Source organism: Cohnella lubricantis (assembly GCF_014212015.1).
Lineage (GTDB): Bacteria > Bacillota > Bacilli > Paenibacillales > Paenibacillaceae > Cohnella > Cohnella lubricantis.
Genome location: NZ_JACJVN010000057.1, coordinates 141,918 through 168,724, shown reverse-complemented (window position 1 = coordinate 168,724; position 26,807 = coordinate 141,918). Strand labels below are relative to the sequence as shown.

Genomic DNA, 26,807 nt, shown 5'->3' with positions numbered 1-26,807 from the left:
GTAACCAAGCAAGCCTAAGATCCCCCCTTTTCAATGGGCTGCTAGCGGTAGCCTAGCTTTGCCATGCGCATTTTCCACCGTGCGTGCTGACACGATTTCATAAAAAAAAGAGATCGGCCAAAGGCTCACGAGGCCTTCGCCGATCTCTCTCCCGTGATCAGGACGCGGGAGAATTTAATTTAACCAACTCTCGCTCCACGAGCAGAGTCAATTCTTCTTCGTAACCGCTTGTAATTCTGTACTTGCGAATGTAGTCCTTCACAAACTTGCGCGGGTCCTTCGGCCGGAAAATTCTAGTCAGCTCCCGGAGACTTTCCTGAACTTCGTTGTGGCTTCGTTTTGCCAATGTGAAATCCCTCCCGGCGGAACGAATCCCGCAAGTTATGCTGCTAAATAGCATCCTGCTTGCTGTCTGCAATTCCTTGACTTTCCCATTATACCAGTTTACGGTCGGGGTTAAAAGCCAAACATCAGATTTGGACTTCAAACCAATGCCGTTCTCCCGACAGGGAAAATCGGGCTCCCGGCCGCAATTCGTAGATCACTCCAGGCTCCAGGCGTTCCCCGTCCGACAGGAACGTTCCATTCGAGGAATGGTGGTCCTCTATCAGAAATAAGCCGCGTTCCGCCTCGAATCTCAGGGAGCAATGCTTGCGGCTGATCTCGCCGGCGTCATAGGGGAAGATGATCCCGCATTGGGCTGCGTCACGCCCAAGCGTCAGCCAGCAGTCCGACAGCTTGAAGCCGCTGCCGGCGAATTCGCCCTCCACTCCCCACAACCGAGGCGATCCCTCTCGCGCCGGAACGGCGGCTTCCGGACGCCGCCGCATGGCCGGCAGAGGAATCGTATAATCGGGCAGCGCGTCTTCCAGGCCGGCTAACGATTCGTCCGATTCGCGGAATGAATCGGCCCGATCTTCCGCAGCGGACGACTCCGAAGGCCACGGCTCGGCGTCGTCGTCCGCCGCCTTGTCCCCGACGTTCTTCGCCTTCGCAGTCATCTGCAAGAAGGCGATCACCGCCGCGGCAGCGATGCAGATGCCAATGGCCATCGCAGCGAGCAATGGCAGCGTTCCGACGCCCGTCTGTACGACAGCAGCCTCTCGTTCCGACGCATGGACCGTTACGATTCCGGCTCCCGACCATAACGCCGTTCCGGCTGCGGCCATCCTCCCGAACGAGCCGAATAGCCGGCCGCATGCGGCAGCCATTCGCTTGGGACGACCCACTGTCCGCCTGCAGGCAGACTTCGTTCTCAACCCCAACGTCCGCAGTCCGAATCCCGCGATCCGGTCCACGACCGCCATCATCAATTGATCCCCCCCTTTAGGCTCTTTATCGGAATCGTATGGCAACTTCTTCACCCCTTGATTGGCTGCGCAATATTGTAAACGCTTACTATTATGCTTAAAAAAAACGTCTATAGCTGATATCAGTATAGCGAAAGGGGGGATGCATACGCAATGAAGGTAACCATTCTTTAGTTATTTTTAATCATTTCTTCCTATTGTTGACCTTCACGAAGCTTTAGCTTGGAGGGGAGGCGGTCGCACACCTCGTACTCATCCGGCGCTTCATGTTCAGACAGCCGTTCAAGCCCCCAACGGCGCAGCTGCATCACGGACGTTCGGCAGCCTCTTCTTAGGGTGACGAACGCCCGGATCGCCGTCTCCCCCTGCTTCTTCGGGATGCCGACGACAACCGCCGCGGCGACAGCCGGATGCCGGATGAGCTCCAGCTCCACCCGCCGCGGATAGACCGTCTGTCCGCCGCGCGGGAACACTTCGGCCTTGCGGTCGACCAGCGCTATGAATCCGTCTTCATCCATGACCGCCATATCGCCTGTTCGCAGCCAGCCATCTTGGAATACGGCGCTGCTAGCCTGCGGCAGACGCCAGTAGCCGGCCGCAATCTGCGGCCCCCTGACGATCAATTCCCCGATCTCGCCAGGTGAGAGCGGCGCGAATCCAGCCTCGCCAACGATTCTCGCCTCGGTATCGGGCAGCGGTATGCCCAGCATCCCCATCCGCCCAAGCCGGTTCGCCGGCTGGGCCGCCGGGTGAGCCGCGGCCTCGGCGATGCAGTAGCCGTCGACGCCGTCTCCGCTGCGGCGCGCAATCGGCAGCGCGGCGAGATAACGAAGCTGCGCCTGCTCTTCCGCGTAGCGCCAAGCCGCGACCTGCACGGCGCCGGCGATCAGGTTCGCGTGCGTGAGCATCGCCCCCTTGGCATCGCCCGTCGTTCCGCGCGTGTAACGGATCATCGCGAGCTCGCGATCCGCGTCGACCTGAACGAACACGGGCGAATCGGGGAAGCGGCGCAGCAGATGGCTCCAGCGCTCGACGCCGCTCGCGCTCACCCGGCGCCGGGCGAACGGGTCAAGCTCCGAGAGACGCGCCGCGGGGAGCTTCGCCGGCGTTCCCGGCGAGCCGTCCGCCTTCGAGGTGGCGATGATCGCGCGCAGGAATGTGCCTTCCCGCGCAGCCGCTATGGCGGGAAGGTGAGAGTCGTACACGACCGCGGCGGCAGCCTCGGTCTCGATCAGGCGGCGGCGCGTCTCCCGTTCCGCGTCCGGGCCTGTACCCGCCTCGAGCGGCACGGCGATCGCGCCTGCCATCAGCGTGCCGAAGAAAGCGATAAACGACTGCGCGCAGTCGGGCAGCACCAGCGCGACCCGTTCGCCTCGGCCAATGCCGAGGCCGACCAGCGCGTTCGCGAATTTGCGGCTGGCGCGAAGCAGCCGGACGCAGTTCCAGGCGGGGCAGAGGTACCCGCCCGGCTTCGCGCCCGGGCTGCGCTCCGCCCAGCCGATGAGCAGCCGGGCCGCGTTGCCGGATGGGTAATCGCATGCCGGAGCTACTTGCCATGGGTAATGAAGAAGCCACGGCCTCTCCTTCTGAACGCTATCATTCAACACGCCGAAGCACCGTCCTCTACTTAATCCGTACTTGATCCTAGCTCTCATTTTATTCGGAGATACGCTCTGTCTATGACTATTCCCACCGTTCGAAAATGAACAAAACCCCGTTCGGCCGCTTAGACCGTTCGGGGTTAGGCTATGGCGTCGGCTGTCTACCCAAGCAGACTGCGCAGGTCCTGAAGGCTAGGCTTGCGGAACTCGACGACCAGTTGATCGCTCTCGATTCGGATATCGTTCACATGAAGCGGCTCCGGCAGCTCGTTGCCTAGCGGAATTACAATATCGTCGAACGCTTCCGCCGGCAGTCCGACATTCTTCAGCTTCGCTTCTTCGACCTGCGCGATTAGATTCGGGCTTGCCCATCTCAGCCGATAGGTTAGCTGCAGGCCGACCGGGACGCGGTCCTTCCACTTGGCGGTCACGTCGGCGACGAGCTTGCCGCCCTCCAAGCGGAAGCGCGCGCCCGTCAGTTCGACGTCGGGCTGATAGTTGCGGTGGGCGGCAACCTGCTGCCGGCCGAGATTGTTGACGTCCGCCTCCGTCAGTACCAGTTCCGGCGACATACGGCGTGCCATATCGAGCGCGCGGGAGCGGAGCGGCACTTCCTCATAGTCGAGGCCGAGCTGCTGCGGCGGGGACACGTACCAATAGGCGAACGCGGCAGCGCCCCCTAAGAGCAAGATTAGAATGATCAGGGCGGCTAACAATTTTCTCATCAGGCATCCCCTTCCTTCGATGCGATCGGGCAGCGGCGGATTGACTTCCGGCTTAGGTAAGAGTATAACATTATATAAAATTCAATGACGGGAACACGTTCCCCGTTCCGCTCGATCCCCAGAGAGTCGGCGCTTCGCTGCAAGCCGACGTTCGAGCCCGGCGGAATATCCTCCCCGAGAAGCCGCGCCGAAGTCCGTTCGGCCATAAGCGCGGACGTCCGCCCCCGTTAAGGGTATGCGCCCCATTCGGCGGCGCGCTGAAGTGCCAAGAACGAAGCGACATCCTGTCGCGGCGTTCGCGGAACGAGGGTGGTAACACGGAGCGCCAATCCGTCCCTTTTGCGGGACGGTTTTTTTGCGTTAGCAGGCGCGCAAACGAGCGCAAACGCGTGGTCACGCTCCTGTAACCCGGTTTTTCCGGCTTACAGCAGCCCCAACTGCCGAGTTCGCTCCTGTAACCCGATTTTTCCGGCTTACAGCGGCCCAAACACGCGTGCGCGCTCCTGTAACCCGTTTTTCCCGGCTTACAGCAGCCCCAACCGCCGAGCTCGCTCCTGTAACCCGTTTTTTCCGGCTTACAGCAGTCCAAACACGCGTGCGCGCTCCTGTAACCCGTTTTTTCCGGCTTACAGCAGCCCAAACACGCGTGCGCGCTCCTGTAACCCGTTTTTTCCGGCTTACAGCAGTCCAAACACGCGTGCGCGCTCCTGTAACCCGATTTTTCCGGCTTACAGCAGCCCCAACCGCCGAGCTCGCTCCTGTAACCCGGTTTTTCCGGCTTACAGCAGCCCCAACCGCCGAGCTCGCGCTCGCAAGACGGCCCGGACCGCTTCCGCGAGCAGTCGCCTCACCGAGCGCCAAATGCCGAGCCTCGAGTCTCCGAGCTTCCGAGTCTCCGAGCTTCGAGCCTCCGAGCTTCCGAGCCTCCGAGCTTGCTAGCCTCGGGCGCGCCGCTAAAGCCGTTAACTTTTCACATCATCAATAACTAATGAGATAAACCGAAAGGGATGACCCGCCATGCCAACTCCATCCGCCGATACGGCTGTCCGCCTGGAGGACGTGCTGCACGCCCACCGCGTCCTGCAGGACGTCGTCGTGCCGACTCCTCTCCAGCCTAACCGCGCGCTGTCCGCCAAATACGGCTGCAACGTCCTGCTCAAACGAGAGGACCTGCAGATCGTCCGCTCCTTCAAGATTCGCGGCGCCTACAACCTGATTTCCTCGCTGCCGGAGGAAGTGCGCGCGAACGGCGTCGTCTGCGCCAGCGCGGGCAATCACGCTCAAGGCGTCGCTTACTCGTGCCACGCGCTCGGCATCCGCGGACTGATCTACATGCCCGCCACCACGCCGAGGCAGAAGATCAATCAAGTGAAGCTGTTCGGCGGCGAGCATGCGGAGATTCGCCTGATCGGCGATACGTTCGACGACGCCTATGCCGCTGCGATCGCCGCCAGCCGCGAAGAAGGCTTGCCGTTCGTCCACCCGTTCGACGATCCGATGATCATCGCCGGCAACGCCACTGTCGGCAAGGAGATCCTCGAAGCGAGCAAGCAGCCGATCGACGTGCTGCTCGTTACGGTCGGCGGCGGCGGGCTGGCGGCGGGCGTCGCGTCATACGTGAAAACGGTGAGCCCGTCCACCATCATTATCGGCGTGGAGCCCGAAGGCGCAGCCTCCATGCTGCGATCCCGCGAAGCCCGCGCCGTCGTCGCGCTGGACGAGATCGAGAAGTTCGTCGACGGCGCGGCCGTCAAGCGGGTCGGCGACTTGACCTTCGCGATCTGCGACGAGCTGCTGGACGACGTCGTCGCTGTCCCGGAAGGCCGCGTCTGTACGGCCATTCTCGAGCTGTACAATGAGCACGCGATCGTCGCCGAGCCGGCCGGCGCCCTGCCTGTGGCGGCGCTGTCGATGCTGTCGGATCGCCTCGCAGGCAAGAACGTCGTCTGCGTCGTCAGCGGCGGCAACAACGACATTGATCGGATGCAGGAGATCAAGGAACGCTCGATGATTTTCGAAGGACTCAAACATTACTTCATGATTAACTTCCCGCAGCGCGCCGGCGCTCTTCGCGAATTCCTCGACGACGTGCTCGGCCCGAACGACGATATCGTCCAATTCGAATATACGAAGAAGAACAACAAAGAGAACGGCCCCGCGCTCGTCGGCATCGAGCTGAAGAGCCGCGAAGACTACGAGCCGCTCATCGCCAAGATGCAGCGCAAAGGCTTTCAGTTCGTCGAGCTGAACAAGGATCCGCTATTGTTCAACCTGCTGATCTGACGCCGCCTGAACCCCCTTGCGGGGTTCTTTTTATTTTTGACCTGCGGTTAATCGGGAATTAACGGGTATATGGTAGGATGACAATGGATTACAATAAATCACAACTCTGCCAAGGAGGAGAGACCGTATGCGGGAGATCGCCCGGCGGACCAGCGCGTTGAGAATCATCATCGTCTACGCCAGCTTCGGCGACGGGCACCGGCAAGCTGCGTTAGCGCTGCAGCAAAGCTTCTCCAGCCTTGGCGCGGCGAATATCGTTCTCCTCGACCTGATGGCCGAAGCTCATCCGATCCTCAACGAATTCAGCCGTTATTTCTATATGAAGAGCTATACGCTCTGGCCGCAAGTCTACGGCTGGATGTACCAAGCGACGCGCTGCATGAAGCCGAATTCGCTGTTCGCCCACTGGCTTCATTCCTGGGGAGCTGACACGCTTCGCCGGTTGATCGAGAAGGAACGTCCCGATGCGATCGTTCACACGTTCCCTATGCTCGTCCTGCCGTCCATCGCGAGACGCATTCAACGTCCGATCCCGATGTACAATGTCGTCACCGACTTCGATCTTCATATGAGATGGGTCCATCCGAAAATCGATAAGTACTATGTCGCCACGGACGACCTGCGCGATGAACTGGCGAGAACCGGCATCCCGCCGGCACGTATCGCCGCGACCGGCATTCCGCTTCGCTCCACCTTCTCCATGCCCCGCCGGCTTGAGCGCGAAGCCGAACGGTTCGGCTTCGACCCGGAGCAGCCGGTCGTTCTGGTCATGTGCGGCGCATACGGCGCGCGGTCCGGCCTCGGCGAATTGTGCAGGCGGCTTGCCTCTGCCGGCCGTACGCAGGTCGCTCTCGTCTGCGGACGCAACCGGGCGTTGGAGGCAGCCTTCCGCGAGAGGTTCAACACCGACGGAAGCCGCGTTCGCGTGTTCGGTTATGTCGAGTCGATCCACGAGCTCATGAGCATCGCCTCTTGCATCGTCACCAAGCCGGGCGGGTTGACTTTAACGGAAGCGATGCAGGCCCGACTGCCGATCTTCCTCTACCGCCCCATGCCGGGCCAAGAGCTGAACAACGCCCGCTATCTCGCCGCCAAAGGAGCTGCCGTCATCTGCCGGACGCCGGGAGCCCTCGCCGCCGAGATCGAGAGTACACTTGAAAGCCCCGGCCGCCGAAGCGCCATGCAGTCGGCGATCGATACTTTGCGCAAAGAAGGAGCAGCCGACCGAATCGCGTTAGATATTCTTCAGAACTTGCCTATACTTTAAGATACGAGCATTCGATTCGTTCCAGGGAGCCGAGGGACCGGAGAGACTTCGGCTTGGCGATCCGGCGATTGGGCTATCCTGAGGCTGGATACGAGCCCGATCAAGCGGAACGAAGATCCGATCGTTGCGTAGAAGATTATGTTGCAAAGGAGACCTCGAGTGAGATCTGTTCGTGTGAAGTCTCTCTTCTCGCCGGAAATGTCGCTCTTCGCCGTCATTCTTTATTTGGTCGAATTCGGGCGGGGCGCTGCGCTCATCAGCTTCATTCCGATCTACGGGAAGAATGCCCTTGGGCTCAACCTGGATGTCATAGGTCTTGCAGTCGCCGCGCATTATTTGACCGACACCGTCGTCAAGCTGGCGATCGGTTACTTGATGAACCGCCTATCCGTCCGGACGATCGTCGTTGGGGCGCTTCTGCTCTCAATGGCCGGTATGCTGCTCATGGGCTTCACGCCAGTGCCTTGGATCTTCATCGCCGCTTCCGGACTGTTCGGCATCGGCATCTCCCCCATCTGGATCGTATGCTTGACCCGCGTCCGAGAGAACCGGCGGGGGACGCAGATGGGCGTCTTGTATACGATCTGGCTGGTCGGCTTAGGCAGCGGTCCGGCGGTGACGAACTTCACGCTGGAGATCGGGGCCGAGCTCACCTTCTGGATTATGGCAGCCGTGTCCGCGGCCGCTCTGCTGCTCTCGCTGTTCATTCCCCGCGAGGTTCATGCCGAGATGGATTACGTGCCGTTCCGGCGTCAGCTCGCCATGCTGGGGGACAGGCTGAAGGAGATGAATCTGCTGCTGCCGGGCATGGTGCTGCAGACGCTGGCGGCCGGCATGCTCGTTCCGATCCTGCCCAGCTTCGCGGAAGATTATTTGGGGCTGTCCCACCCGCAATATTCGCTGCTCCTGCTGATCGGCGGCGGATGCACAGCGGCGGGCCTCATCCCGATGGGAAGGCTGTCCGACAATCTCGGCAAGAAGTGGTTCCTCGTCACGGGCTTCTGCCTATTCGGCTTGGCCTTATGCGCATTAACCGGCATATCGACGCTCGGCTTATCGTTCGCATGGGCGCTCGTTCTAGGCGTCGCATACGCAGCCGTGCTTCCGGCGTGGAACGCGCTGCTCGCCGCTTACGTGCCGCCCGGACAGCAAGGCTTGGGCTGGGGCGTATTCTCCACGGTGGAAGGCATCGGAGGCTTAATCGGGCCGGGCATCGGAGGGATACTAGCCGAGGCGTTCGGCGAGCCTTCCGTCGTTCGATTTGCAGGATTCATCTTTATTGCGATAAGCTTAATGTATATGATATTTCCATTCCGAACGTTTCGCGGGGAAGGCGCCGCTGGAGACACTGCGAGGTAGATCATGCTAGCTGCTATGTCCATGCTCGCATCCCGGTGGGATGCGATCGTCACCTTCTTCAGAGGGCTGACGCTGGACGATATTCAACATTTTCTCGACCGATATTCGGCCCTCGGGCCGCTGCCGGGCATCATACTTCCATTGCTTGAGGCATTCCTGCCATTCTTGCCGCTTGTCGTGTTCGTCGTGGCGAACGCGAACGCTTACGGTCTATGGCTCGGCTTCCTCTTATCTTGGATAGGCGCCTTCATCGGGGCCGCGCTCGTGTTCATGCTGGCTCGGCGCTTCGGCAGCCGTTGGAGCGACCGTATTCGCAAGCGGATGCCGAAGATGGACCGATTCTTCGACTGGATCGAACGCAAAGGGTTCACGCCGATCTTCGTGCTCTCCTGCTTTCCGTTCGCGCCGTCCGCACTGGTGAACATCGCTTCTGGAATGTCCAAGATCCCGCTGCACACGTTCCTCATCGCCATCGTGCTGGGCAAAGCCGTCATGATATTCACCTTATCGTTCCTCGGCCACGACTTGCGCGCGCTAGTGGAGCATCCTTGGCGGCTGATCGTCGCTGGCGTCGTCCTCGTCGCTCTATGGTTTGCCGGCAAAAAGCTGGAGTCTCGCTACCTGTAGTGTCCGCCCGCTCGGGTAAGCCCGCCAGCCGGGTATAAGGTCGCAGGCCCTGTGGTACGCTAACGGCGATTCATTCTAACGCGTACGAAGGAGGAGAGGGCCATGTCCGGCGAATTTCCGTCCCAGAAGCAGCGCGAAGCGAGCCAGGCTCAATCCCGTGCGGATCGAACCGGGAGCGGCAAGGAGAAGGCCAACCGGCTTCAGTCGGAGGCCGATCGCGCGGCCGTTCCGAAGCACGGGCTGTGAGGGAGGATGAAGTAAGCGAATGAGCGAGAAAAAAGGCAGGATGCTTCCGATGTCGGGGGAAGAAGTGGAAGTCGACGGCGTCTATAAGAACGAGTGGGGCCGCGAATTGGAGCTTCAGCGAGGCAACATTTTCCCGCCGGATCCACAGCTTGGCACGACCGAGTGGGAATGGGCGGAGATGAGCTTCGACAATCATCACGAAGGCGAGACCGACCCCCGGCTCTACCCGAAGAAGAACGATATCGACCAGCAAGGCAAGATCACGAACCCCCGCCGGCAGATGGGCCGCGGCAAGAAAGGCCCCGGGGATTAAGCGAAGGACCGCAAGGCGAACGCCAACCGTTCGTCCTTCGCGGTCCTTCTGTTGTGGGGAGCTAACCTAGCTCCCGCATACCGGCAGCCAGGCACGTGCCCCGACTGTCTCCGCACACGTTCGCGGGCCGGAGTTAGTCTGGTTTGAGACTAAGCTCAGTCTCCTCGGCGCCCAGACGATTCCCGCTCAGACGCTTCCCGCTCGGCGGGCTCGCCAACCTCGCGCTCGCGCTTATCGGCTTCGTCTTCGTCGCCGGCTTCGCGCAGCCGCCAGTGGTCGATCAGCCGATCCAGACGGCGCAAGCGATCTTCGTATGCGAACATCGATGAGGTGATGACGAGCAGCCGGGCGCGCGTCACCGCATCGGCTTCCGCGGAAGCCGTGATCTGCTCGGTTAGCCGTACGCCTTCCTCAAGCGGGGGTGCTGCAGAGGAGCCGCGCTTCGTCTTGCCCTCCCACTTCCACAGCAATTGCTCGTGGTAGTTGCACAGCGACTCGATATGCCGATCCGCCTCGCGGTTCCACGAAGCCTCGCTCGAGACCGCCCAATATTGCTCCTCCACCGCTTCGATCAGATTCGCGCCGCGGTGAAGCGTCAGCAGCATCTCCTTGTAGACGATGAGCAGCTTCGAGCGTCGAACGCGGGAACGGCGGAACCACACCCGCTCCTCCTCGAACATCCGATAGGAATCGTCCAGCTTCTTCAGCAGCTCATCCAGACGGCGCTGCTCAATGCGGAACACGCTCTCCTTCAGCTCGTTGGAGACAGACGTCCTAAGCAGCCTCGACAGAAGCGACTGTGCCTCCTGCGCCTGCCGAACGAACCGCTCCTTGTGCTTCGGCGGAGCGATCGTCACATTCACGATGAAGGCGATTCCGATGCCGAGCAGCAGCCCGCCCAGGCGATCCAAGGCGACCGGCCACCCTTGGCTGCGAGCCTCCATAATGACGACGACCGCGACCAGCGCGAGCCCGATCGTGTCTTCGATCTTCAGCCGCAAACAAATTAATATCACTAATATACATACGATACCTACCGAGATCGGGGTGCTGCCAAGCAGCCAGAATGCGGCAATCGCGATCGCGACGCCGAGCACATTGCTCTGCAATTGATCGAGCACCTGCATCCAGCTGCGATAGATGGACGGCTGAATCGTGAAAATAGCCGTGATCGCCGCCAGCAGCGGCGAATCGAGATGCAGCCATTCTCCCGCCCACAAAGCCAACGCGACCGCAATGCCAGTCTTCAGTACGCGGGCGCCGATCGTCATCCGCCCATCCCCCTCTCCTTCAGTTCAATCGTCAGCTCCGCCACTTCAGCTCCGTTCGCGACAAGCGCAAGCCGGTGCTCGCCCGGGGCGTGCTTGCGCGTCGACAAGTCGGCGAAGGAGAGGCGCCTCGCCCCCTTCACCAGTTCTCCTCCAGTCCCCGATCGCTCGCTTAGCTTGAACAGCTTCCGGTACGTCTTGCCGCCGGATCGCGGATAGTATACCGCCAGCTCCAGCCGAAGCTTAAACGCCGCCTCGCCTTCGGGCAGCCGGACAGCATAGCGGACCTCAGCCTCTCCCCCGGCTTCAACCTCCGAAGGCGTCGCCTCCCATTCTGCGACAACCACGCCCTCCGGCGGCTTCAAGCCGAACAGCCCAAGCGCAGCCGGATGCGCCGAAGCGCGAATCAGGCTCCGGCAGCCATGCCGCAGCATGCCATCTGTCAGCGGATCAGCTCCATGCCAGCGCGCGGCGAGCTCCAGCACGAGATCCGGGTGATCCTTGGATATATCGTTAAGATTGTTCGCCACGCTGCGCCTTACATATTCCGAAGGGTCGGCCTTCAGCGCTTCCAGTATCGGCAGAATAGGCGATGGATCCCGCTTGAACGCGGGCAGCGCTTCCGCCCAAGGCAAGCGGGGACGGCAGCCTTCGCTGGCCAGGCGCCGCACATGCTCGTTCGGATGCTTCGTCCAAGCCAGCATCTGGTCCATCATTCGCTTCGTATCCCTCTTAATGAAGGGACGTACCGCGAATTCCGCGCTGGACAGCTGCGTGAACCGTTCTAGCGCGCCGATCGAACGCGCCCAATCGTCCAGCCCATACCGCTCGACGAAGTCGGGGAAGAACAGATACGGGAATCCGCGGCACTCTTCCGCGATGCTCTCCAGCACCGCGAGCGCCTCCGCGTAGCTCTCCGGCAGCGTCTCGCGCAAGCTCTCCGAGATCCGGCGCATGCGCCCCTTCAGCTCCAGTTCATCCCATCCGGGACCGAAGACGAGCTCGCGGAAGCGAGCCCCGTCGAACGGAACCCAACTGCTGCACACCCGCTGGGCGAACCCGTTGATGAATGCTTCGTCATACATGAATTTAAGCGGCTCAGCCACGCCGTATTCCCCCATCCTTGCACAACCGTTCGGCTGCTTAAAACCTGGCGTCTTCAGAGCGAACTTGCTCTATTGAGCCTTGAGGCGCCGAACTCGCTCGAGATCAGCCTATTATAGCATGACCGACGCAAGAATCGCTTCCGCTCAAAGGGCCCAGCCCTTATAATGATAGCTAAACGACAATGTTCGGCAAGAGGAGGCCCCGATTCGACAATGTACCTGTTCGTCGTGAACGAGAAGGCCGGCAACGGCCGGGGACGCAAGGTGTGGCGATCCGTAGAAGCGGAGCTGCAATCGCGGAGAGTCGCTTATCGGGCGATAACCGAGGCGGATGAGGAGAAGGCTTGCGCTCAAGCGGCGGAGCTATTGCGGCGCGGCGAAGTGAAAGCGGTTGCGGCGATCGGCGGGGACGGCACGCTGCACAGCCTGCTGCCCCTGCTGGCGGGCAGCGGGGTGCCGCTCGGCATTATTCCCGCCGGGTCCGGCAACGATACGGCCAGAGCGTTCCGCATTCCAAAGCGGACCCAAGACGCTCTGGCCGTCCTCTTGAACGGGCAGGCGCGCCCATCCGACATACTAAGCGCCAGCCTCGGCTCGGGAGAGCGCCGCCTGACGCTGACTGCGCTGGCTGTCGGCTTCGATGCGGCGATCGTCCGCGACGTGAACGGTTCACGCTACAAGCGTTGGTGCAATCGGCTAGGCGTTGGCTCGCTTGCTTACATCATCGGGCTGCTTCGCGTATTGACCCGCTATCAGCCGCGCCAGGTCACCGTCCGCGTGGACGGGCAACAGCACATTTTCGATAATGTCTGGCTCTCCGCTATCTCTAACACGTCCAGCTACGGTGGAGGGCTTCGGATCAATCCGGGCGCTGAACCTGCTGACGGCCTGCTGCATGTATGCGTCGTCCACGACTGCACGCCTTGGAAGCTGCTGCGGCTGTTCCCTACGATCTTGAACGGCTCTCACGTCCGCACCCGCGTTGTGACCGTCCTGCGCGGAGCTTCCGTCGAGATCGTCTCGGACCGTCCAATCGAAGCGTTCGGGGACGGCGAGCCCGCTGGAGAGACGCCGATCACCGCCAAGTGCGTGCCGAATCAGCTGCTCTTCGTAACGGCTTCCGCCTCCGGGTAACGGAACGGCAGGCTGATCTCGAACGTCGTTCCAGCGCCCAATTGGCTGTATACATCGATTCTGCCTTGGTGGTTGTCCACGATCTTGTAGCTGACCATCAGGCCGAGGCCGGTCCCCTTCTCCTTCGTCGTGTAGAAGGGCTGGCCCATCTTGGCCAATTGCGCTTCCTTGATGCCCGGCCCCTCGTCGGAGATTCGGATTCGTACGGAATCGTCCTCGCGCCCCATCTGGATGCGGATCGCGCCGCCGTCGATCATGGCTTCGATCGCATTCTTGATCACATTGATGAAGACCTGCTTGATCTGGTTCTCCACCCCGTATATCCAGAGCGTGTCGCGGCCGAGATCCGTCTCGATCGCGATATTATGCAGAATAGCTTGCGCTTCCAGCAGCGTCACCGTATCGCGCATCACGCTGCGAACGTCGTAATAGGACAGCTCGTATACTTGAGGCTTGGAGAGCATAAGCAGCTCGCTGACAATGCCTTCGATCCGATTCAGCTCGGAGTTCATGATGCCGTAATAGCTGATCTCCCTGCGTCCGGATGCGATCAGCTGCAGGAAGCCCTTCAGCGAAGTGAGCGGATTGCGGATCTCATGGGCGATGCCGGCGGCGAGCTGTCCGGCTACATAGAGCTTCTCCGAATTGATCAGCAGCTCCTCGTTCTTCTTCCGCTCGGAGATATCCCGCATAATCACTTGAATCGCCGGCTCGTTATCGAGCGTCGTCATCGTCTCCACGATCTCCGTATGCAGAAGCTTGCCCTTGAGCGTATACCATACTTGCTCCAGCGGACCGCTGCTCCCCGTGAACACGAGATTGTGCAGCCTCTCCCGAACGGAATTAAAGTCCTCTGCCTGTAGAAAAGCATAGATCGGCTTGCCGAGCAATTCGCCGGGCTCTTCCGCTTCGAACATCCGCAGTCCCGACTCGTTGACGAATGCCCATCGTTCCTGCTTGAAGATTGCGATCGTGTCCAAGGAATTCTCGACGACGAGCCGATATCGCTCGTCCGTCATATTCATACGCCTGTCGACGAACCAGGTCGCCCATGTCGAGACCAAGAGCATCAGAGCGGCAATGCCGATGATGAGCACGAGCTGGTGGATGTCATTGCTCAGCTTGTCCATCGTCATGTAGACCGAATAGTCGATATCGAGCGCCTGCATGCCGAACAGCTGAACGCACAGCACGGACAGCCCCAGCGTCACGCTGGCCAGCCACTTGTTGCGTTCGCCATGAAGCTCGAACAGGCGAATCGCTCCGTAGGTTCCCATGAACAGCAGCACAAGGGACAGGACGATGAGCCCGGGCTCGGCACGAATATTCTTAATCGGCTGGCCGAGCAGTCTGAAGTAATTCATGAAGCCGACGCCGAAGCTCAGAATGAAGCTGCCCGTCGCGGCCTGATACTTGAATTTGGCCGGAATCGTAATCATGACGAAGGCCATCAGCGAGAAGAAGATGTTGAAGAACAACGAGACAGGGACACTCCACGAGAAGTAGACGGCGCCCTCGAACGCCGTCGCCGCCACGAAGTGCTTGGCCCACAATCCGGCGCTGAACACGAAGGCCCCGCCGGCCAGCCAGAAGTTGCGGAAGGTGCTGTTGCTCCGTTTGAGATTGCCAATGAATATAAACATCGTATAAGATGCGAGTATACTGATCGACAGCGCCAGCAATAGAAATACAGCAGGCCAAGTGCCTTCGAAGCCGTTCATCGCATCCCCCCGCAATACATGCATTTTTCGCGTTTGAATGTATGACTTCGACGGCATTCGTGAAATTCCTTTCCAATTCTGCATCTTAATCGGAGGTTGTACTAAGCCGTGGCGATAGAAAGCTTCGATATCTACGATGAGCAAGGCCGGCCGATCGGCACGGCAACGCGCCGCGAGGTTCATGAACGCGGCCTGTGGCACCATACGTTCCATTGCTGGCTTGTCCGCCGCGGGGAAGGCGGCCGGGCGCTTATCCTCTTCCAGCAGCGGAGCGAGACGAAGGATACGAATCCAGGCCGGCTGGATATTACGGCGGCCGGGCATCTGTCCGCCGGCGAGACTGTCCGCGACGCCGCCCGCGAGATGGAGGAAGAGATCGGCTGGAGCGTGCCGTTCGAGCAGCTCGTCCCCTATGGGACGATCCGCGAGGAAGGAAGCGGAGAAGCCGGCGGCGTGCCCTACATCGACCGGGAGGTCAGCCATGTATTCGGCTGCCTGACCGCGGAGCCGCTGGAGGCGTTCCGGCTCCAGCAAGAGGAAGTCGCCGGCTTGTACGAAGCCGGCGCGGAAGAGCTGATCGCGCTTATGCTCGGCGAGCGATCGGCAGTTCAGGCGAGCGGCGTTCGGCTCGCGCCGGGCGGAACGCTGACGGCTGCCCGCCTGGAGCTGGCGGCGAATGACTTCGTGCCGCGCGACCGCAGCTATTACGTCAGCGTCTTCCGCTTCCTGCGCGAGCTCGCCGCCCGGAGCAAGTCGGGCTCTTGAACCGGCAATCCGGTTCGCTGCAGCCGAATCCGCGACCAGACCAAGCGCCCGCTGCGCAGCGAGCCCTCCCACCAATCGCCGGTGAACGGCGATTGGAAGACGATCTCCAGACGGCCGTCCTGATCCGAGTCCCAGACGCGGAAGGGGCGGCCGTCGTCCATCCTGCCGAACGCAGCGCTCTCCCCTACTGCGCCCCATTCGAGATAGAGGCCGAGATCGGCACCGCCGTCTCCGCCTTCTCTGCCGTCCCCGCCGTTCCGGCCGCCAGCTAACTGTGCGAGCCGGCCGAACTGGCTGTGCCGCTCCGGATTGCCCAGCCACCAGGTGGAATCGTCCCGGCGATAATAGAGCACCTCCCCGTCCGAGTCGCAGAATCTGCCGCTCCAATAAGCCATCCCTTCCCCGAACCGGCCGAGGCCTTCCCAGTTGCGCCACCAATTGTCGATCATCAGGTGGATATTGTAGAACACCGTGTTGCGCGGCGCGAAGTCGAAGTCATTGATCTCCTCGTCGCCATACAGCTCGGCGGCCATCTCGTGAATGCAGCCGTGAATGCCGGACGATTCAATATAGCGCCCCAGTTCGTCCGCCGAGGCGAACGTATCCGGCCGCTGCACAATGCGGGCTTCCGCCGCTTGATTATAGCAATAGGACCGCCGAATCGGCTCCGGAACCGACGGCCAAGGCTCGACCAGCCTGGCATCGAGGCCTGCCTGGCGATACCATTCCAGCGCTTTGCGAACGAAGGCGCGATGGAATGTCAAGAACTCCAAGCCATAGCCGGCCGGCGGATTGTCAATATCGACCGAGTGGCGGGCGTCGTGCCACCGTTTGTGCTCTTCCAGAAGCTCCTCGGGAAAATTCGGAATGACCGTCATCGCCGCACGCTCCCCGTTCATCCGCCGATACGCCTTATTTTTGCACCTCAGACGGATGTTATCTCTTGCTGCCAGTATATGCGCGGGCGGATGCCTCCGTCCCCCTGCGGCATCACGTGTCGAGCCTCTCAATCTTGCGCAGCCGGAAGAGACGATACAGGTGTGTGACGACTACCTTGACCAGCGCGTACGAAGGCACGGCGACGAGCATGCCGAGCAAGCCGGCGAAGCTTCCGAGAGCTAGCAGCAGAATGATAATGGTAAGCGGGTGGATCGCCAGCTTCTTGCCCATGATCTGCGGCGCCAGCACCTTGTCTTCGATCTGCTGGACGATCAGCACGACGATGAGCGTCTCTGCCACTCGCCACGGCGAATCGATGAACGCGACAATCACGCTCGGAACCATCCCGATCAGAATGCCGATGTACGGAATGAAGTTCATGAGCATCAGCGCCAGCGCCAGCAGCAGCGAATAGGGCAGCCCGATAATCGAATAGCCGATCAAGGCTAGCGTGCCGAGGCAGAGGCTGACGATGATCTTCCCTTGTATGTACGCGCTGAGCGTGCGGTCCATCTCCCGCATAATCTGACGGGCTTCGGCATCGTGCTTGTCGGGCACGAGCCGCAGGACGAGATCGGGAAACTTGCTGTCCCCCTTCAGCATATAGAACACGATGAAGGGAACGGTTGACAGCAGCAGCACCACGTTGGAGATGAAACCGATCGCGCGGTTGACGGCATCCCCGACGTTCGCCACGATTCGATTGATGAGATCGGGGATCTTCGCCGACAGGTCGACCTGATGATCGAGCAGATAACGGGCGAGCCATTCGTTCTGCTGCAGCCTCGCGACTTGATTCTCGCCAAGCTGGATCAACTGCGGCAGATTGGCTGTCAGGCTGTCGAACTGACCCCGGATAATGGGCCCGACCAAGAGGCCGATCAGCACGAGGATCCCCGTCAGTCCGAGGAAGACGACGGAGATCGCCAGCGTGCGATTGTTCAATTGACGGGTCAGCAGGTTCACCGGCGTACGAAGCAAGTAATAGAAGATGATCGCTAGAACGACGGGCAGCACAATCGCCTTCAGCGCGGAGCCGATCGGCCGGAAGAGGAAGTCTACCTTCGACGCCAGGTACAAGATCAATAGAACGACGATGATACCGTATCCGATGCGGAAGTATTTACCCTGTGGGATGTCGATCACCTTGCTTTCCGGAAGGCCTCTAATTTACCTATAACCTTCTTGGGCAAGTCTCAAACGCGTAGTATGCTGGGGAAAAGGGTGTTGTTATTCCGCCTGTATTCCCGCCGCTCTGCGCACCTCGTTCGCCAGACGGTTGAACTCGTCCTTCGATGCCTGGTCCGCCGCCGCGAACCAGGCCGCCGACAGGAAGCGGATGATCTTCTCTGCGTCTTCTCTCGTCATCGTGATCTCTCCTTCTGCCGGATTCGGATTCGCGCTGTCCGTATTCGGACTTGCGCTTGGATTCGGCGTTGGACTTGAGCTCGGCGTCTGAGCCGGAGACGTGTTCGTGTTCGTATTCCACCAGCCCTCATTGCCGTAAGAACGGTTCAAGTCCACTTCAACGCCTGCCACTTGCACGTTGTTCCGGTATTGGTACAGGTTGGCGTAGCTGCTCTCCTTGCCGCGGCTCCAAGCGTACGTCTGCCAGAAGTGCTTGCAGGCCTTGCGCTTCGCCATCTCTTCCACCACGGCATAGGAAGCGTATACGCCCGCTTCATAGCCGGGGATCTGCGCCGCCGCGGCCTTCAAGTAGGCCTCGATGGCGTCGTAATCGCCCGGCTGCGCGTCGTAGTCGACGGCGAAGTAGATCGCGCTGCCCTGCGGCTGTCTGATCGCTTGCGCTTCCTTCAAGGCTGCGACGCCGTCGCTGTTGCCATATACGGCGCCTCCGGCGGGGCGGTTGGCCGTCGTCTCGAAGACAGAGACGACCTGCATGCCGGCGGCCGTGATCGCCTCTGCCTCGGCGCGAGTGAGCCGCTTCCACTTGTACTCCTGCGGCACGAGATAGCGCGCGGCGAACTGGTGTCCGGCCGCGGCGATCTGCCGCGCCTTCGCCCCTGTCAGCGGTGTGGAGCAGTCGATGCCTCGGGCGGTCGCCGTCCGATTGTTCGTGTCGGGCATCATCGTCCCTCCTTTCTCCAAGGTTGCACGATGCCTATGGGCCTCTCCATCCGGCCCTTCCCTCGAAAAATATGCGTCTGGACAACCCCGTTATGTCCATCGCTCGCATGTTCCGGCCATATTTCGTTGCGGCGTCCGTTATGGGTTGTCCCTATAAGCTATGCCGGAGACGGCTCTGGCGTGAGGGATATAGGGATTAACAAACTTTAATTGTTGGACAATATCGGCAATTACAGGAAGCTGCCCCTTGATCCAGAATGTGGATCTGTCTACTCTCGTCACAAGCCCGATCCGCGGCGTTCTTCGTTCTCGTTGGCGTTGATCGGCGGTTCCCTTAGCTCGGCCACACGGTCCGATAGCGATTCAAGCTTCTTCTCGAAGCGCACGAGCAGATACACAGCCAGAACGATCGGGAACCCGACTTGGCTGATGGCGGTGAGCAGATAGACGAACGGTTGATTGTCTTCCATTAACATTCTCCTCCTATTTTATTTTTGCCATTTTGGCAAACTAACGTGAGAACGGACCAGCTCCTTACGTGAAAATGTATCCCTCCAATCCCCTGCTTGGAGAAGTTGGGATTATCATACATTGCCATTTTGGCAACTGTCAAGCATGTATAGATAGTTCCAACGCATCATTTTGCCAATTTGGTAATTCATGCTATAATCAACCTACGATTCTGTTGGCAAAGGAAGATCCGCCATGACGCTTGGAACGCGACTTCGGGAGCGCAGGGAACGGTTCGGCAAGACGCAGCTGGACGCTGCCCGAGAGCTCGGCATCAGCAACGTGCAGCTCTCGCGTTATGAATCCGACGGCCGCAAGCCGGATCCCGAGATGCTCGGACGGTTCGCCGAATACTATCGGACGTCGGCCGACTACTTGCTCGGACTCACTGACGATCCGACGGCGGATACGTACGCCCCTCCTCCTTCGGAAGGCTATTCCGACTTCGAGCGCTTCATCAACGATCCCGAACACGGAGCCTTCTTCAAAGAGTTCCTGAATGCGCCCGAGGAGAGCAAAGAAGAGATGCGGCGTTTCTGGGAATACCTTCAGGTCCGGGAACGCGGCCGCAAGCCGGGAGACCGCCAAGGAGAATAGGACAGAGGACCGTCAGACTTCACGCCCTTGCCAGGGCGTTTTGTTTGGCTTAGAATACGAACATATATTCTCATTGCATGAACGAGGTGTTGCCTATGCTTCAACACTATAAGCCGACGCCGCTGGAACAGTGGATCGAGAATCTGTGGCGCAGAGCGGGAATTGTGACGCCTAGCCAGTTGACGGTCGACGAGGCCGCCTCCCGATTGAACGTGTGGGTCCACTATTTGAACCAGAAGAGCAAAGCGCTCGAATACATGGGGCTGCGGTCCATTCTCGTGGACAAGCGTCTCAACCGTGCGGAGCAGTGGCAGGAATTCCTGCACGAGCTCTGTCACGTGCTTCGCCATGCCGGCAACCAGACGCTCATGCCCCGTCCGTTCCTCGAGAGCCAGGAGGCCGACGCCAACCGCTTCGTGCTGTACGCGGCGATTCCCTATTTCATGCTGCGCGAATTCCACCTCCCCAACCGTCGGAGCGATGCTGCCGAGCGGATCTCCGTCCAGTTCGGCGTCACGCACAAGCTCGCCTACCAGCGGTTGGAGCAGATTGAACGCCGAACCTTCGAGGCTGTGTTGTGGGAGGAGTTCGAGAAGCTAAGTCTATAAAAACTCCTTGATGCTGGCAGACTTTCGGATTTTCAATATTCGGTTCAATTAGCCGCCCTCATATTTCTCCTATATTGCACTGGAATTTCTATAGTAGCATCGCATCCCATCCCATTTAGATGAGAATGCCAAATAGCCCTCCGCAAGACTTGCCGGAGGGCTAACGGAGGGCGGGCGGGGTTGCCGCGCTCCGTTACCAAGCCGAGACGCCGATTCGGTCGATCGTCTCCTTGATGAAGGCCGGCTCATCCTGCGGTCCGCGCGACGTGATCAGGTTGCCGTCGACGACGACCTCCTTATCCACGAACGTGCCGCCAGCTTCCTTGATCTCATCCTGAATGCCCGAGTAGCCGGTCAACGTCTTCCCTCGCAGCACCCCCGCCTTGGCGAGCACCTGCGGACCGTGGCAGATCGCGGCGATCGGAATGCCCTTCTCGTGCGCTTGCCTCACGAAGTCGATCACCGCCGGATCCTCCCGCAGCTTCGCCGGAGACTGCCCGCCCGGAATGATGACGGCCTCGTAATCCGATGCCTTCGCTTCAGAGGCGGCCAAGTGAGACGTGTATGTAATCGTCCCCTTCTTGCCCTTTAGTTCATCCCCCTTCTTCATGCTGATGATGACGGCCTCGTCGCCGTTCTCGACGATGGCGTCATAAGGGTTCGCCATCTCGGAATCTTCATATCCATCGGCCAGCAGGAAAGCGACTTTCTTCAGGCTCTGCTTCATTAAGCTATCACTCCCATTGTCCAGCATACGGATAGCATGCCCGAATCTGCCGGAATGAATCGGGAATAAATAGCAAAAAAGCGCGACTCCCGGAAATCCAGGAAGCCGCGCCGCGCTTGAGAAGTTAAGTGGTGCTGATGAAGGGATTCGAACCCCCGACCTACGCATTACGAATGCGTTGCTCTACCAGCTGAGCTACATCAGCAAGATGCTCATCGAGAACACTTTTATATCTTACTGATTTCACCCATCCAAGTCAAGGGTTTCGTCCATGGAATTTTTACCCGCATGTATTTGGCTAATAAAGTTCAAAAGACCATTTGAACTAGGAACAAACGTTCGTATATAATGAGGCCATAACCCTTTATCGAAGGAGTTGATCGCGGATGCCGCCCACCGCATACGAGCCCATGGGCGCCAAGTCGATCTTGAACGCCGTGAAGGCGCCGTCCATGCCGTTCGACTGGTCGATCAATCCGTATCGCGGCTGCCAGCACGGCTGCGCCTTCTGCTATGCCAGAAGCACGCACGCCTTCCTCGGAGAGGCTGCCGACGATACGTTCCAACACCATATTTTCTGGAAGGATAAGGCCCCTGACATTCTACGCGCACAGCTTAAGCGAATGTCCAAGCGTCTGCCGAGATACGTCGCGATCGGGACAGCCACGGATCCATACCAGCAGCTCGAGGGCAAGGCCAAGCTGACGCGCGGCTGCCTGGAGGTGCTCGCGGAATTCGGCATCGCCGCCAGCGTCACGACGCGCTCGCCGCTTGTGCTGCGCGATCTGGATCTGCTCCGCCGGATGCCCGGCTCATCCGTCAACATCAGCATCCACTCGCTCGACCAAGACATCTGGCGGACGTTCGAGCCCTCTTCCCCGTCGCCGAAGCTGCGGATCGATTGCGCTGCGAAGCTGGGAGATGCCGGCGTGCCGGCAATCGTGTTCATGGCGCCGATCCTCCCCTTCCTGACGGATAAGCCGGAGAAGACGGAGGAGCTGATCTCGGCCTGCGCCCAGGCAGGAGTCCGCGAGCTGATGCCCTCCTTCCTAAGGCTATCCACGCCGGAAGTGAAGAGCTGGTTCTTCTCCGTGCTGAGGCAGTCCTACCCGCAATTGGCGGATCGCTACGGCCAGCTGTACTGGCGCACCTCTCGGCTGCCAGACCATTACCGTAAGCCGGTGCACCGGCGGATTGCCGAGCAGATGTCCCATTACGGGCTGAGCCGCTCGGTCGGCGCGTATTTGGCTGATCGCGGGACGTTAGATACTGCGGCGTCCGGAGCCTTCTTCGCCGCCTCGCCCGTTCAACCAATGAACGCCGCTGTCTCCGCTTCTGACTGCGCTCCTGTTCAGCTGACGCTTTTCTAACCTTAAACTTATGCCCTGTCTCTGATCGAACCGTTCCCGCCCGCCCCGCATAAGCTGTCGTGACAGATGCCCAAGGGGGAACGACCATGAACGCCCAGATGTTAATGCTGCCGATCGCGGCGTCCAAGATTGCAGACACCCGCGTCAAAGTGAATGTCCCCGTCGTGACGGGAGGCACCAGCGCAGACGCCATAAGGACGATCAACCAAACGATTGTGAAGGAGACCCACGCGCTCATGAAGGCGCAGGGGTATCCGAGCTCCGACATTCAGGAGATGGACGGCACCTTCGAGATCAAGACGAATCAGCGCGGCGTGCTGAGCTTATCCTTGCTGAATTATACCTTCACCGGCGGCGCTCACGGCAACACGCTGCAGCGCTCGCTAACCTTCGATGCCGAGACCGGGCGCACCTACAGGCTGGGAGAGCTGTTCAAGCCGGACAGCTCGTACATCAGCCGGCTGAACGCGATCATCGAAGCGCAGATCAAAGCACGCGGTCTGCCTCTGTTAGGCGACTATCCCGGCATTACGGAAGAGCAAGATTATTACATCGCCGACAAGGCGCTCGTCATCTACTTCCCGCTGTACGCCATTGTTCCTTATGCCTGGGGCTTCCCGTACTTCCCGATCTCCGTCTATGAGATTGAAGATATCATCGACGAGAACGGTCCGCTCGGGGTTATGCTTTATTAACATTGGCGGCAGGAGTACTAAGAAAGGGCGCAGAGGCCATCGTCTCCGCGCCCTTCTCCTATCTATCCCCGCATCCCGTATCAACATTTCTAGATCGCCGCATTCTCGATCACCACTTCGACGGATCGATCTCGTCCGGCGTCAAGCCTTCCCAGATGTTCGGAACCGACACGGACGACGGGTCCTCGAACACGAGGAACGCCGTCGGCAGGTAGCGTCCGCCCTTGGTCGAAGGCTTGTTGACGAGCTCGCCGCCCTCGGTGACGAGTGCCGTAGACGAGCCGCCATCCAGATTCGCGGCGATGACCGCTCCATGCTCCAGCATAATCTGCTGGGCATCGTACAGATCGGCGCCGATGCTGTAACCCGGCTGCCGGCCGTCAATGATGAGGAACAGAATGCTGCCGTCCTCCTTCTGCCCCATCACCGTCCGAGGAGCGATGCCCCAGCCTTGGCTGTGGTTCTTGATCTGGCCTTTGCCGTTCACAATAATGCGCGGCCGGAAGCTGACCGCTTCGGAGATGCCCAGATCCATCAGTTCCTGGATCGAATATTTGCCCGCGATCATCTTGCCGTTCTTGTCGATGCCGACAATCTGCGTGCTCTTGTCCTTGCCGAGGTCTTCATAATAGACCTCGCCCTGCGAGATGACGACGCCGATCGGCTGGAATCCGTTGCCCTTCCAATTCGGATCCGCGAACCCGCCCGCGTTGACGCCCGCGATCGCACCCGTGCGCTTCACCATGCTGGTGACCTTCTCCCCTTTGCCCGCCTTGTTCGGCACCACCAGCCGAATCTTCGTCGGGTCGCTGACGGTCAGCAGATAGCCATGGTAGCCCGTGCCGTCCACTTCCTCGATCTTCGTCAGCGGCGGCGGCGGTTCCACCGCCGCTGCGGCTTCCGATTCATCCGAACCGCCGCCTCCCGTTCCGCTCGTCACGGACGCAGGCAGATTAATCACGTGCGTATCCTCTTCTTCGCCCATCTCTTCGAATTGCTTCGCATAAGCGGCGACCCTTATCTTCAAGCCTTCCTCGCCGATCAAATACTTCGCCCATACCCGGTGCTGAGTCGTAATGATCGTATCCGCCATCCGATAGCGAAGCGAAGTGCCGGACGGCGTCAGGAAGAACCAAGCCATGAACGCGATGCCTAGAAATAGAATGAACAAGATCATATAAGCAAACAAACGGAGCAGCCCGAAGCGGCGGCGTTTACTGCTCTTCACACGGCTTAACGGCTGCCGGCCCGACGGGTTCGAACGCGGCGCAGCGGCAGAAGCTCGCGCAGGTGCTTGCACTGGCGGCATGTTGCGCACGCTCCTCTTTTTTATCTGACCTCAATCTCCCAAGACTCCCCAAAATACAACTAATATACGTTCGAGAGCCTGCACATGTTTCTGCCGCTAACAAAAACAGGCCTATCCTCCCGGTCTGGCCGCACGAATCGATGGCATTCGACGGCGCTGCGACAGCATTGCCTGGGAAATGAGGACGAAGCCTCCCGCCTTCATCTCGAGCCCCCGCCTTTAAAATTGGTATAATAGCTATGAACAGTCGCCATGCGGCCATGCCATAACCCGATACGGAGGAATGAATCACGATGAACGCTGCTGAATCTTCATACCAAATCACATCCCGCACCGACACTTTCCGGATCTACGAGCTCGTTGAGAGCTCGACCGACTCCCGCGTGCAGATCTGCCCCGAGCGCGGCGGCATCGTCATCGGCTGCCAGCTGAATGGCAAAGAGCTGCTGTACCTGGACCGGGCAACGTTCCTCGACCCGAAATCGAACATCCGCGGCGGCATCCCGGTTCTGTTCCCGATCTGCGGACAGCTCGTCGGCGGTGAATACGAATGGGAAGGCGTCACCTCCAAGATGCGCAACCACGGCGTCTCCCGCACGGAAGTATGGGAAGTCGCCGAACAGAATAAGGACGGCGAAGCTTCGCTGACCGTCGTGCAGCGCAGCGACGAGACGACGCTCGCCGCGTACCCGTTCGAGTTCGAGCTGCGCTTCACCTATCGGCTGAAGAACGGCAACCTGACCATCGATCAGTCGTACCGCAACCTGTCGGATCGGCCGATGCCGGTTCAGGCCGGCTTCCACCCATACTTCGCTACGGGCGAGGGCAAGAAGCTGACCTACCGCTCCGACGCGACGAAGCTGCTCGATTACAACGACAACCAAGTGAAGCCGTTCGACGGTACGTTCGATCTGAGCGGCAAGGTCGAGTCCTCGGCGCTGCTCGATGCGAAGACGCCTTCTATCGCGTTCCCGTTGGCGGATAAGGGAACGATAACGCTTGACTACAGCGAGGCGTTCAACAAAGTCGTGCTGTGGAGCGTTCAAGGCAAGCCGTTCATATGCGTCGAGCCTTGGACGGCGCTGAACGAGGCGCTGAACACGAAGGAAGGCCTGATCATGGTCGCGCCGGGCGAAGCGCTGGAACTGGATCTGAACATCTCCTTCGCGAAAAGGTAACCTGCCCCCCGCCGCGCCGCGCCGGGTTACAGAGTCAAAAGTAACTCCCGCGCGCTCCTCAACCCGCCGCAACAAACAAACCGGCCGGAAGAATCGTACCTCGATCCTTCCGGCCGGTTGCTATGTTAGGGCTTAGCGCCCCATATTCGTTCCAGCGCGTCCACGTCCGCTCTCCACGCTGGCGGCGCCTCTTCCTTCAAGTACGCCAGCATGCCTCTCGCCAAGATTCGATCCGGCGCCGGCTTCGCGAGCTCTTCCTCGAATCGGCTCAGGGCCGCGAGCAGATCGCTGCGTCGCTCCTCCTGGTCCGCCGGAAGCTCCTCCTGCTGCATCGCTCGCCGGAGACGCCGCGCGGCTTGACGCACCTCGCCTGCGTGATCCCGGCCTTTCCCCGGTCTCCCTCGCTCATCCTCGCTGCCTCTCGGCACAATCGGGCTGCTCTTGGAACGAATCATGCCCAGCATAATGTCGTCCAAGCGGTTGACCTGGAACTCCGCCAGACGGTTCACATCAATCGCCGGCTTGCCGATGAACAAGAGCCGCAAGTATTCCTTCATCATGCCGGCGAACAGCATCGCGCCGTCAGCGCTGTATTCGTACGCTTCCCGGCCGTAGATCTCATCGATATGCCCGCACATCCATTGCTGAAGGCTGCGTTCCATGCCGATCATCAGCGCCTGCATCTTCGTCTTCCGATTCTCGAAGACTGCCGGCTCCCGCATGAGCATGATGGGAAATTCCCGATTCTCCAGCACATATGCATAATGGCGCCGCAGCTGCAGAAGAAGGCGCTCGCGAGGCGGAAGCTGCCGTTCCTCCGGCAGCGTCGTCATCCCCGCAAGCATGCGTTCTCCGTAGTATGCGATGACCGACAAGAGGAGATCTTCCTTGGACTTGAAGTAGAAGTATATCGAGCCTTTGGCCATGCCCAGCTCCATCGCAATCTCTTGGATGGAGGTCGCTTCGAACCCTTGGCGGGAGAAGCACCGCATCGCGACTTCCATGATCTGCTTCTTCTTCTCGCTCAACTTCGATCCCCTCCCGACGTCGACTTCACCAGT

General features: G+C 59.9%; 27 protein-coding genes and 1 tRNA gene. 13 read left to right on the top strand and 15 right to left on the bottom strand.

Annotation, left to right across the window (positions count from 1 at the left end):
• Positions 1–157: 157 nt before the first annotated feature.
• From H4Q31_RS21670 to H4Q31_RS15355, 4 genes are all read right to left on the bottom strand, one after another.
• Positions 158–346, bottom strand: coding sequence for a hypothetical protein (locus tag H4Q31_RS21670; RefSeq protein ID WP_245347404.1), 189 nt, complete (start codon positions 344–346; stop codon positions 158–160).
• Positions 347–470: 124 nt separating this feature from the next.
• Positions 471–1,310, bottom strand: coding sequence for an FHA domain-containing protein (locus tag H4Q31_RS21380; protein WP_245347407.1), 840 nt, complete (start codon positions 1,308–1,310; stop codon positions 471–473).
• Between the two features lie 194 nt (positions 1,311–1,504).
• Positions 1,505–2,917, bottom strand: coding sequence for an AMP-binding protein (locus tag H4Q31_RS15360; RefSeq protein ID WP_185179926.1), 1,413 nt, complete (start codon positions 2,915–2,917; stop codon positions 1,505–1,507).
• 155 nt (positions 2,918–3,072) lie between these two features.
• A complete protein-coding gene (locus H4Q31_RS15355; RefSeq protein WP_185179925.1) occupies positions 3,073–3,636 on the bottom strand; it encodes a hypothetical protein in 564 nt (187 codons plus the stop codon).
• Between the two features lie 1,017 nt (positions 3,637–4,653).
• On the opposite strand from H4Q31_RS15355, the gene ilvA reads away from it, so the two are divergent.
• The 6 genes from ilvA to H4Q31_RS15325 all read left to right on the top strand — a co-directional run bounded on the left by ilvA (position 4,654) and on the right by H4Q31_RS15325 (position 9,731).
• A complete protein-coding gene (gene ilvA / locus H4Q31_RS15350; protein ID WP_185179924.1) occupies positions 4,654–5,919 on the top strand; it encodes a threonine ammonia-lyase IlvA in 1,266 nt (421 codons plus the stop codon).
• A 127-nt stretch (positions 5,920–6,046) separates the two neighbouring features.
• A complete protein-coding gene (locus H4Q31_RS15345; RefSeq protein WP_185179923.1) occupies positions 6,047–7,186 on the top strand; it encodes an MGDG synthase family glycosyltransferase in 1,140 nt (379 codons plus the stop codon).
• Between the two features lie 159 nt (positions 7,187–7,345).
• Entirely contained in the window at positions 7,346–8,545 is a 1,200-nt protein-coding gene (locus H4Q31_RS15340) for an MFS transporter (RefSeq protein ID WP_311771739.1), read from the top strand.
• Positions 8,546–8,548: 3 nt separating this feature from the next.
• The gene (locus H4Q31_RS15335; RefSeq protein WP_245347405.1) at positions 8,549–9,172 is read left to right on the top strand and encodes a TVP38/TMEM64 family protein; all 624 of its coding nucleotides are present in this window, start codon (positions 8,549–8,551) and stop codon (positions 9,170–9,172) included.
• Between the two features lie 102 nt (positions 9,173–9,274).
• Entirely contained in the window at positions 9,275–9,418 is a 144-nt protein-coding gene (locus tag H4Q31_RS15330; protein ID WP_185179921.1) for a hypothetical protein, read from the top strand.
• A 19-nt stretch (positions 9,419–9,437) separates the two neighbouring features.
• Positions 9,438–9,731 (top strand): transposase, encoded by a 294-nt coding sequence (locus H4Q31_RS15325; protein WP_185179920.1) that lies wholly within the window; start codon positions 9,438–9,440, stop codon positions 9,729–9,731.
• A 155-nt stretch (positions 9,732–9,886) separates the two neighbouring features.
• On the opposite strand, the gene H4Q31_RS15320 is transcribed toward H4Q31_RS15325, so the two are convergent.
• Positions 9,887–11,002 carry an FUSC family protein gene (locus H4Q31_RS15320; protein ID WP_185179919.1) on the bottom strand — a complete coding sequence of 372 codons (1,116 nt, stop codon included), beginning with the start codon at positions 11,000–11,002 and terminating at the stop codon, positions 9,887–9,889.
• Entirely contained in the window at positions 10,999–12,105 is a 1,107-nt protein-coding gene (locus H4Q31_RS15315) for a DNA alkylation repair protein (RefSeq protein ID WP_185179918.1), read from the bottom strand. The genes H4Q31_RS15320 and H4Q31_RS15315 overlap by 4 nt, the downstream gene beginning before the upstream one ends.
• A 213-nt stretch (positions 12,106–12,318) precedes the next feature.
• Between H4Q31_RS15315 and H4Q31_RS15310 the strand changes: the two genes are divergently transcribed.
• Positions 12,319–13,239: a diacylglycerol/lipid kinase family protein gene (locus H4Q31_RS15310; RefSeq protein ID WP_185179917.1), complete on the top strand. Its 921-nt coding sequence runs from the start codon at positions 12,319–12,321 to the stop codon at positions 13,237–13,239.
• Here the strand turns inward: H4Q31_RS15310 and H4Q31_RS15305 are convergent.
• Positions 13,203–14,960, bottom strand: a complete 1,758-nt coding sequence (locus H4Q31_RS15305) for an ATP-binding protein (protein ID WP_185179916.1) — start codon at positions 14,958–14,960, stop codon at positions 13,203–13,205. The two genes, H4Q31_RS15310 and H4Q31_RS15305, sit on opposite strands and share 37 nt — an antisense overlap.
• Before the next feature lie 108 nt (positions 14,961–15,068).
• Between H4Q31_RS15305 and H4Q31_RS15300 the strand changes: the two genes are divergently transcribed.
• On the top strand, positions 15,069–15,725 hold the full coding sequence (locus H4Q31_RS15300; RefSeq protein ID WP_185179915.1) for an NUDIX hydrolase: 657 nt from the start codon (positions 15,069–15,071) through the stop codon (positions 15,723–15,725).
• Here H4Q31_RS15300 and H4Q31_RS15295 read toward each other — a convergent pair.
• From H4Q31_RS15295 to H4Q31_RS15280, 4 genes are all read right to left on the bottom strand, one after another.
• A complete protein-coding gene (locus tag H4Q31_RS15295) occupies positions 15,665–16,624 on the bottom strand; it encodes a hypothetical protein (RefSeq protein WP_185179914.1) in 960 nt (319 codons plus the stop codon). The genes H4Q31_RS15300 and H4Q31_RS15295 overlap by 61 nt on opposite strands.
• A 91-nt stretch (positions 16,625–16,715) precedes the next feature.
• Positions 16,716–17,810 (bottom strand): AI-2E family transporter, encoded by a 1,095-nt coding sequence (locus tag H4Q31_RS15290; protein ID WP_185179913.1) that lies wholly within the window; start codon positions 17,808–17,810, stop codon positions 16,716–16,718.
• A gap of 84 nt (positions 17,811–17,894) precedes the next feature.
• Positions 17,895–18,752 carry a DUF1906 domain-containing protein gene (locus H4Q31_RS15285; protein ID WP_185179912.1) on the bottom strand — a complete coding sequence of 286 codons (858 nt, stop codon included), beginning with the start codon at positions 18,750–18,752 and terminating at the stop codon, positions 17,895–17,897.
• 278 nt (positions 18,753–19,030) lie between these two features.
• The gene (locus H4Q31_RS15280) at positions 19,031–19,222 is read right to left on the bottom strand and encodes a YvrJ family protein (RefSeq protein WP_185179911.1); all 192 of its coding nucleotides are present in this window, start codon (positions 19,220–19,222) and stop codon (positions 19,031–19,033) included.
• A 235-nt stretch (positions 19,223–19,457) separates the two neighbouring features.
• Between H4Q31_RS15280 and H4Q31_RS15275 the strand changes: the two genes are divergently transcribed.
• Complete coding sequence (locus H4Q31_RS15275; protein ID WP_185179910.1) at positions 19,458–19,859, top strand: helix-turn-helix domain-containing protein; 402 nt, start codon at positions 19,458–19,460, stop codon at positions 19,857–19,859.
• A gap of 95 nt (positions 19,860–19,954) precedes the next feature.
• Positions 19,955–20,467 carry an ImmA/IrrE family metallo-endopeptidase gene (locus H4Q31_RS15270; protein WP_185179909.1) on the top strand — a complete coding sequence of 171 codons (513 nt, stop codon included), beginning with the start codon at positions 19,955–19,957 and terminating at the stop codon, positions 20,465–20,467.
• 193 nt (positions 20,468–20,660) lie between these two features.
• Here H4Q31_RS15270 and H4Q31_RS15265 read toward each other — a convergent pair whose 3' ends face one another.
• The gene (locus H4Q31_RS15265; RefSeq protein ID WP_245347406.1) at positions 20,661–21,194 is read right to left on the bottom strand and encodes a type 1 glutamine amidotransferase domain-containing protein; all 534 of its coding nucleotides are present in this window, start codon (positions 21,192–21,194) and stop codon (positions 20,661–20,663) included.
• Positions 21,195–21,323: 129 nt separating this feature from the next.
• A tRNA-Thr gene (locus H4Q31_RS15260) sits at positions 21,324–21,399 on the bottom strand.
• Positions 21,400–21,580: 181 nt separating this feature from the next.
• Here H4Q31_RS15260 and H4Q31_RS15255 point away from each other — a divergent pair.
• Positions 21,581–22,564, top strand: coding sequence for an SPL family radical SAM protein (locus tag H4Q31_RS15255; RefSeq protein ID WP_185179908.1), 984 nt, complete (start codon positions 21,581–21,583; stop codon positions 22,562–22,564).
• A gap of 86 nt (positions 22,565–22,650) precedes the next feature.
• Positions 22,651–23,259, top strand: a complete 609-nt coding sequence (locus H4Q31_RS15250; RefSeq protein ID WP_185179907.1) for a DUF3298 and DUF4163 domain-containing protein — start codon at positions 22,651–22,653, stop codon at positions 23,257–23,259.
• Positions 23,260–23,368: 109 nt separating this feature from the next.
• Here the strand turns inward: H4Q31_RS15250 and H4Q31_RS15245 are convergent, their stop codons facing one another.
• A complete protein-coding gene (locus H4Q31_RS15245) occupies positions 23,369–24,568 on the bottom strand; it encodes a phosphodiester glycosidase family protein (RefSeq protein ID WP_185179906.1) in 1,200 nt (399 codons plus the stop codon).
• Positions 24,569–24,861: 293 nt separating this feature from the next.
• On the opposite strand from H4Q31_RS15245, the gene H4Q31_RS15240 reads away from it, so the two are divergent.
• Positions 24,862–25,746, top strand: coding sequence for an aldose epimerase family protein (locus H4Q31_RS15240; RefSeq protein ID WP_185179905.1), 885 nt, complete (start codon positions 24,862–24,864; stop codon positions 25,744–25,746).
• Positions 25,747–25,871: 125 nt separating this feature from the next.
• Here the strand turns inward: H4Q31_RS15240 and H4Q31_RS15235 are convergent, their stop codons facing one another.
• On the bottom strand, positions 25,872–26,774 hold the full coding sequence (locus tag H4Q31_RS15235) for a TetR/AcrR family transcriptional regulator (RefSeq protein WP_185179904.1): 903 nt from the start codon (positions 26,772–26,774) through the stop codon (positions 25,872–25,874).
• Between the last annotated feature and the right edge of the window lie 33 nt (positions 26,775–26,807).

What these genes read in the sequence shown, in the direction of transcription:
- H4Q31_RS21380 (WP_245347407.1), bottom strand. Translation starts at nt 1,310, where the DNA reads ATGATGGCGGTCGTGGACCGGATCGCGGGATTCGGACTGCGGACGTTG.
- H4Q31_RS15355 (WP_185179925.1), bottom strand. Translation starts at nt 3,636, where the DNA reads ATGAGAAAATTGTTAGCCGCCCTGATCATTCTAATCTTGCTCTTAGGG.
- ilvA (WP_185179924.1), top strand. Translation starts at nt 4,654, where the DNA reads ATGCCAACTCCATCCGCCGATACGGCTGTCCGCCTGGAGGACGTGCTG.
- H4Q31_RS15345 (WP_185179923.1), top strand. Translation starts at nt 6,047, where the DNA reads ATGCGGGAGATCGCCCGGCGGACCAGCGCGTTGAGAATCATCATCGTC.
- H4Q31_RS15335 (WP_245347405.1), top strand. Translation starts at nt 8,549, where the DNA reads ATGCTAGCTGCTATGTCCATGCTCGCATCCCGGTGGGATGCGATCGTC.
- H4Q31_RS15330 (WP_185179921.1), top strand. Translation starts at nt 9,275, where the DNA reads ATGTCCGGCGAATTTCCGTCCCAGAAGCAGCGCGAAGCGAGCCAGGCT.
- H4Q31_RS15325 (WP_185179920.1), top strand. Translation starts at nt 9,438, where the DNA reads ATGAGCGAGAAAAAAGGCAGGATGCTTCCGATGTCGGGGGAAGAAGTG.
- H4Q31_RS15320 (WP_185179919.1), bottom strand. Translation starts at nt 11,002, where the DNA reads ATGACGATCGGCGCCCGCGTACTGAAGACTGGCATTGCGGTCGCGTTG.
- H4Q31_RS15310 (WP_185179917.1), top strand. Translation starts at nt 12,319, where the DNA reads ATGTACCTGTTCGTCGTGAACGAGAAGGCCGGCAACGGCCGGGGACGC.
- H4Q31_RS15305 (WP_185179916.1), bottom strand. Translation starts at nt 14,960, where the DNA reads ATGAACGGCTTCGAAGGCACTTGGCCTGCTGTATTTCTATTGCTGGCG.
- H4Q31_RS15295 (WP_185179914.1), bottom strand. Translation starts at nt 16,624, where the DNA reads ATGAACGGGGAGCGTGCGGCGATGACGGTCATTCCGAATTTTCCCGAG.
- H4Q31_RS15285 (WP_185179912.1), bottom strand. Translation starts at nt 18,752, where the DNA reads ATGCCCGACACGAACAATCGGACGGCGACCGCCCGAGGCATCGACTGC.
- H4Q31_RS15280 (WP_185179911.1), bottom strand. Translation starts at nt 19,222, where the DNA reads ATGGAAGACAATCAACCGTTCGTCTATCTGCTCACCGCCATCAGCCAA.
- H4Q31_RS15275 (WP_185179910.1), top strand. Translation starts at nt 19,458, where the DNA reads ATGACGCTTGGAACGCGACTTCGGGAGCGCAGGGAACGGTTCGGCAAG.
- H4Q31_RS15270 (WP_185179909.1), top strand. Translation starts at nt 19,955, where the DNA reads ATGCTTCAACACTATAAGCCGACGCCGCTGGAACAGTGGATCGAGAAT.
- H4Q31_RS15265 (WP_245347406.1), bottom strand. Translation starts at nt 21,194, where the DNA reads ATGAAGCAGAGCCTGAAGAAAGTCGCTTTCCTGCTGGCCGATGGATAT.
- H4Q31_RS15255 (WP_185179908.1), top strand. Translation starts at nt 21,581, where the DNA reads ATGCCGCCCACCGCATACGAGCCCATGGGCGCCAAGTCGATCTTGAAC.
- H4Q31_RS15250 (WP_185179907.1), top strand. Translation starts at nt 22,651, where the DNA reads ATGAACGCCCAGATGTTAATGCTGCCGATCGCGGCGTCCAAGATTGCA.
- H4Q31_RS15245 (WP_185179906.1), bottom strand. Translation starts at nt 24,568, where the DNA reads ATGCCGCCAGTGCAAGCACCTGCGCGAGCTTCTGCCGCTGCGCCGCGT.
- H4Q31_RS15240 (WP_185179905.1), top strand. Translation starts at nt 24,862, where the DNA reads ATGAACGCTGCTGAATCTTCATACCAAATCACATCCCGCACCGACACT.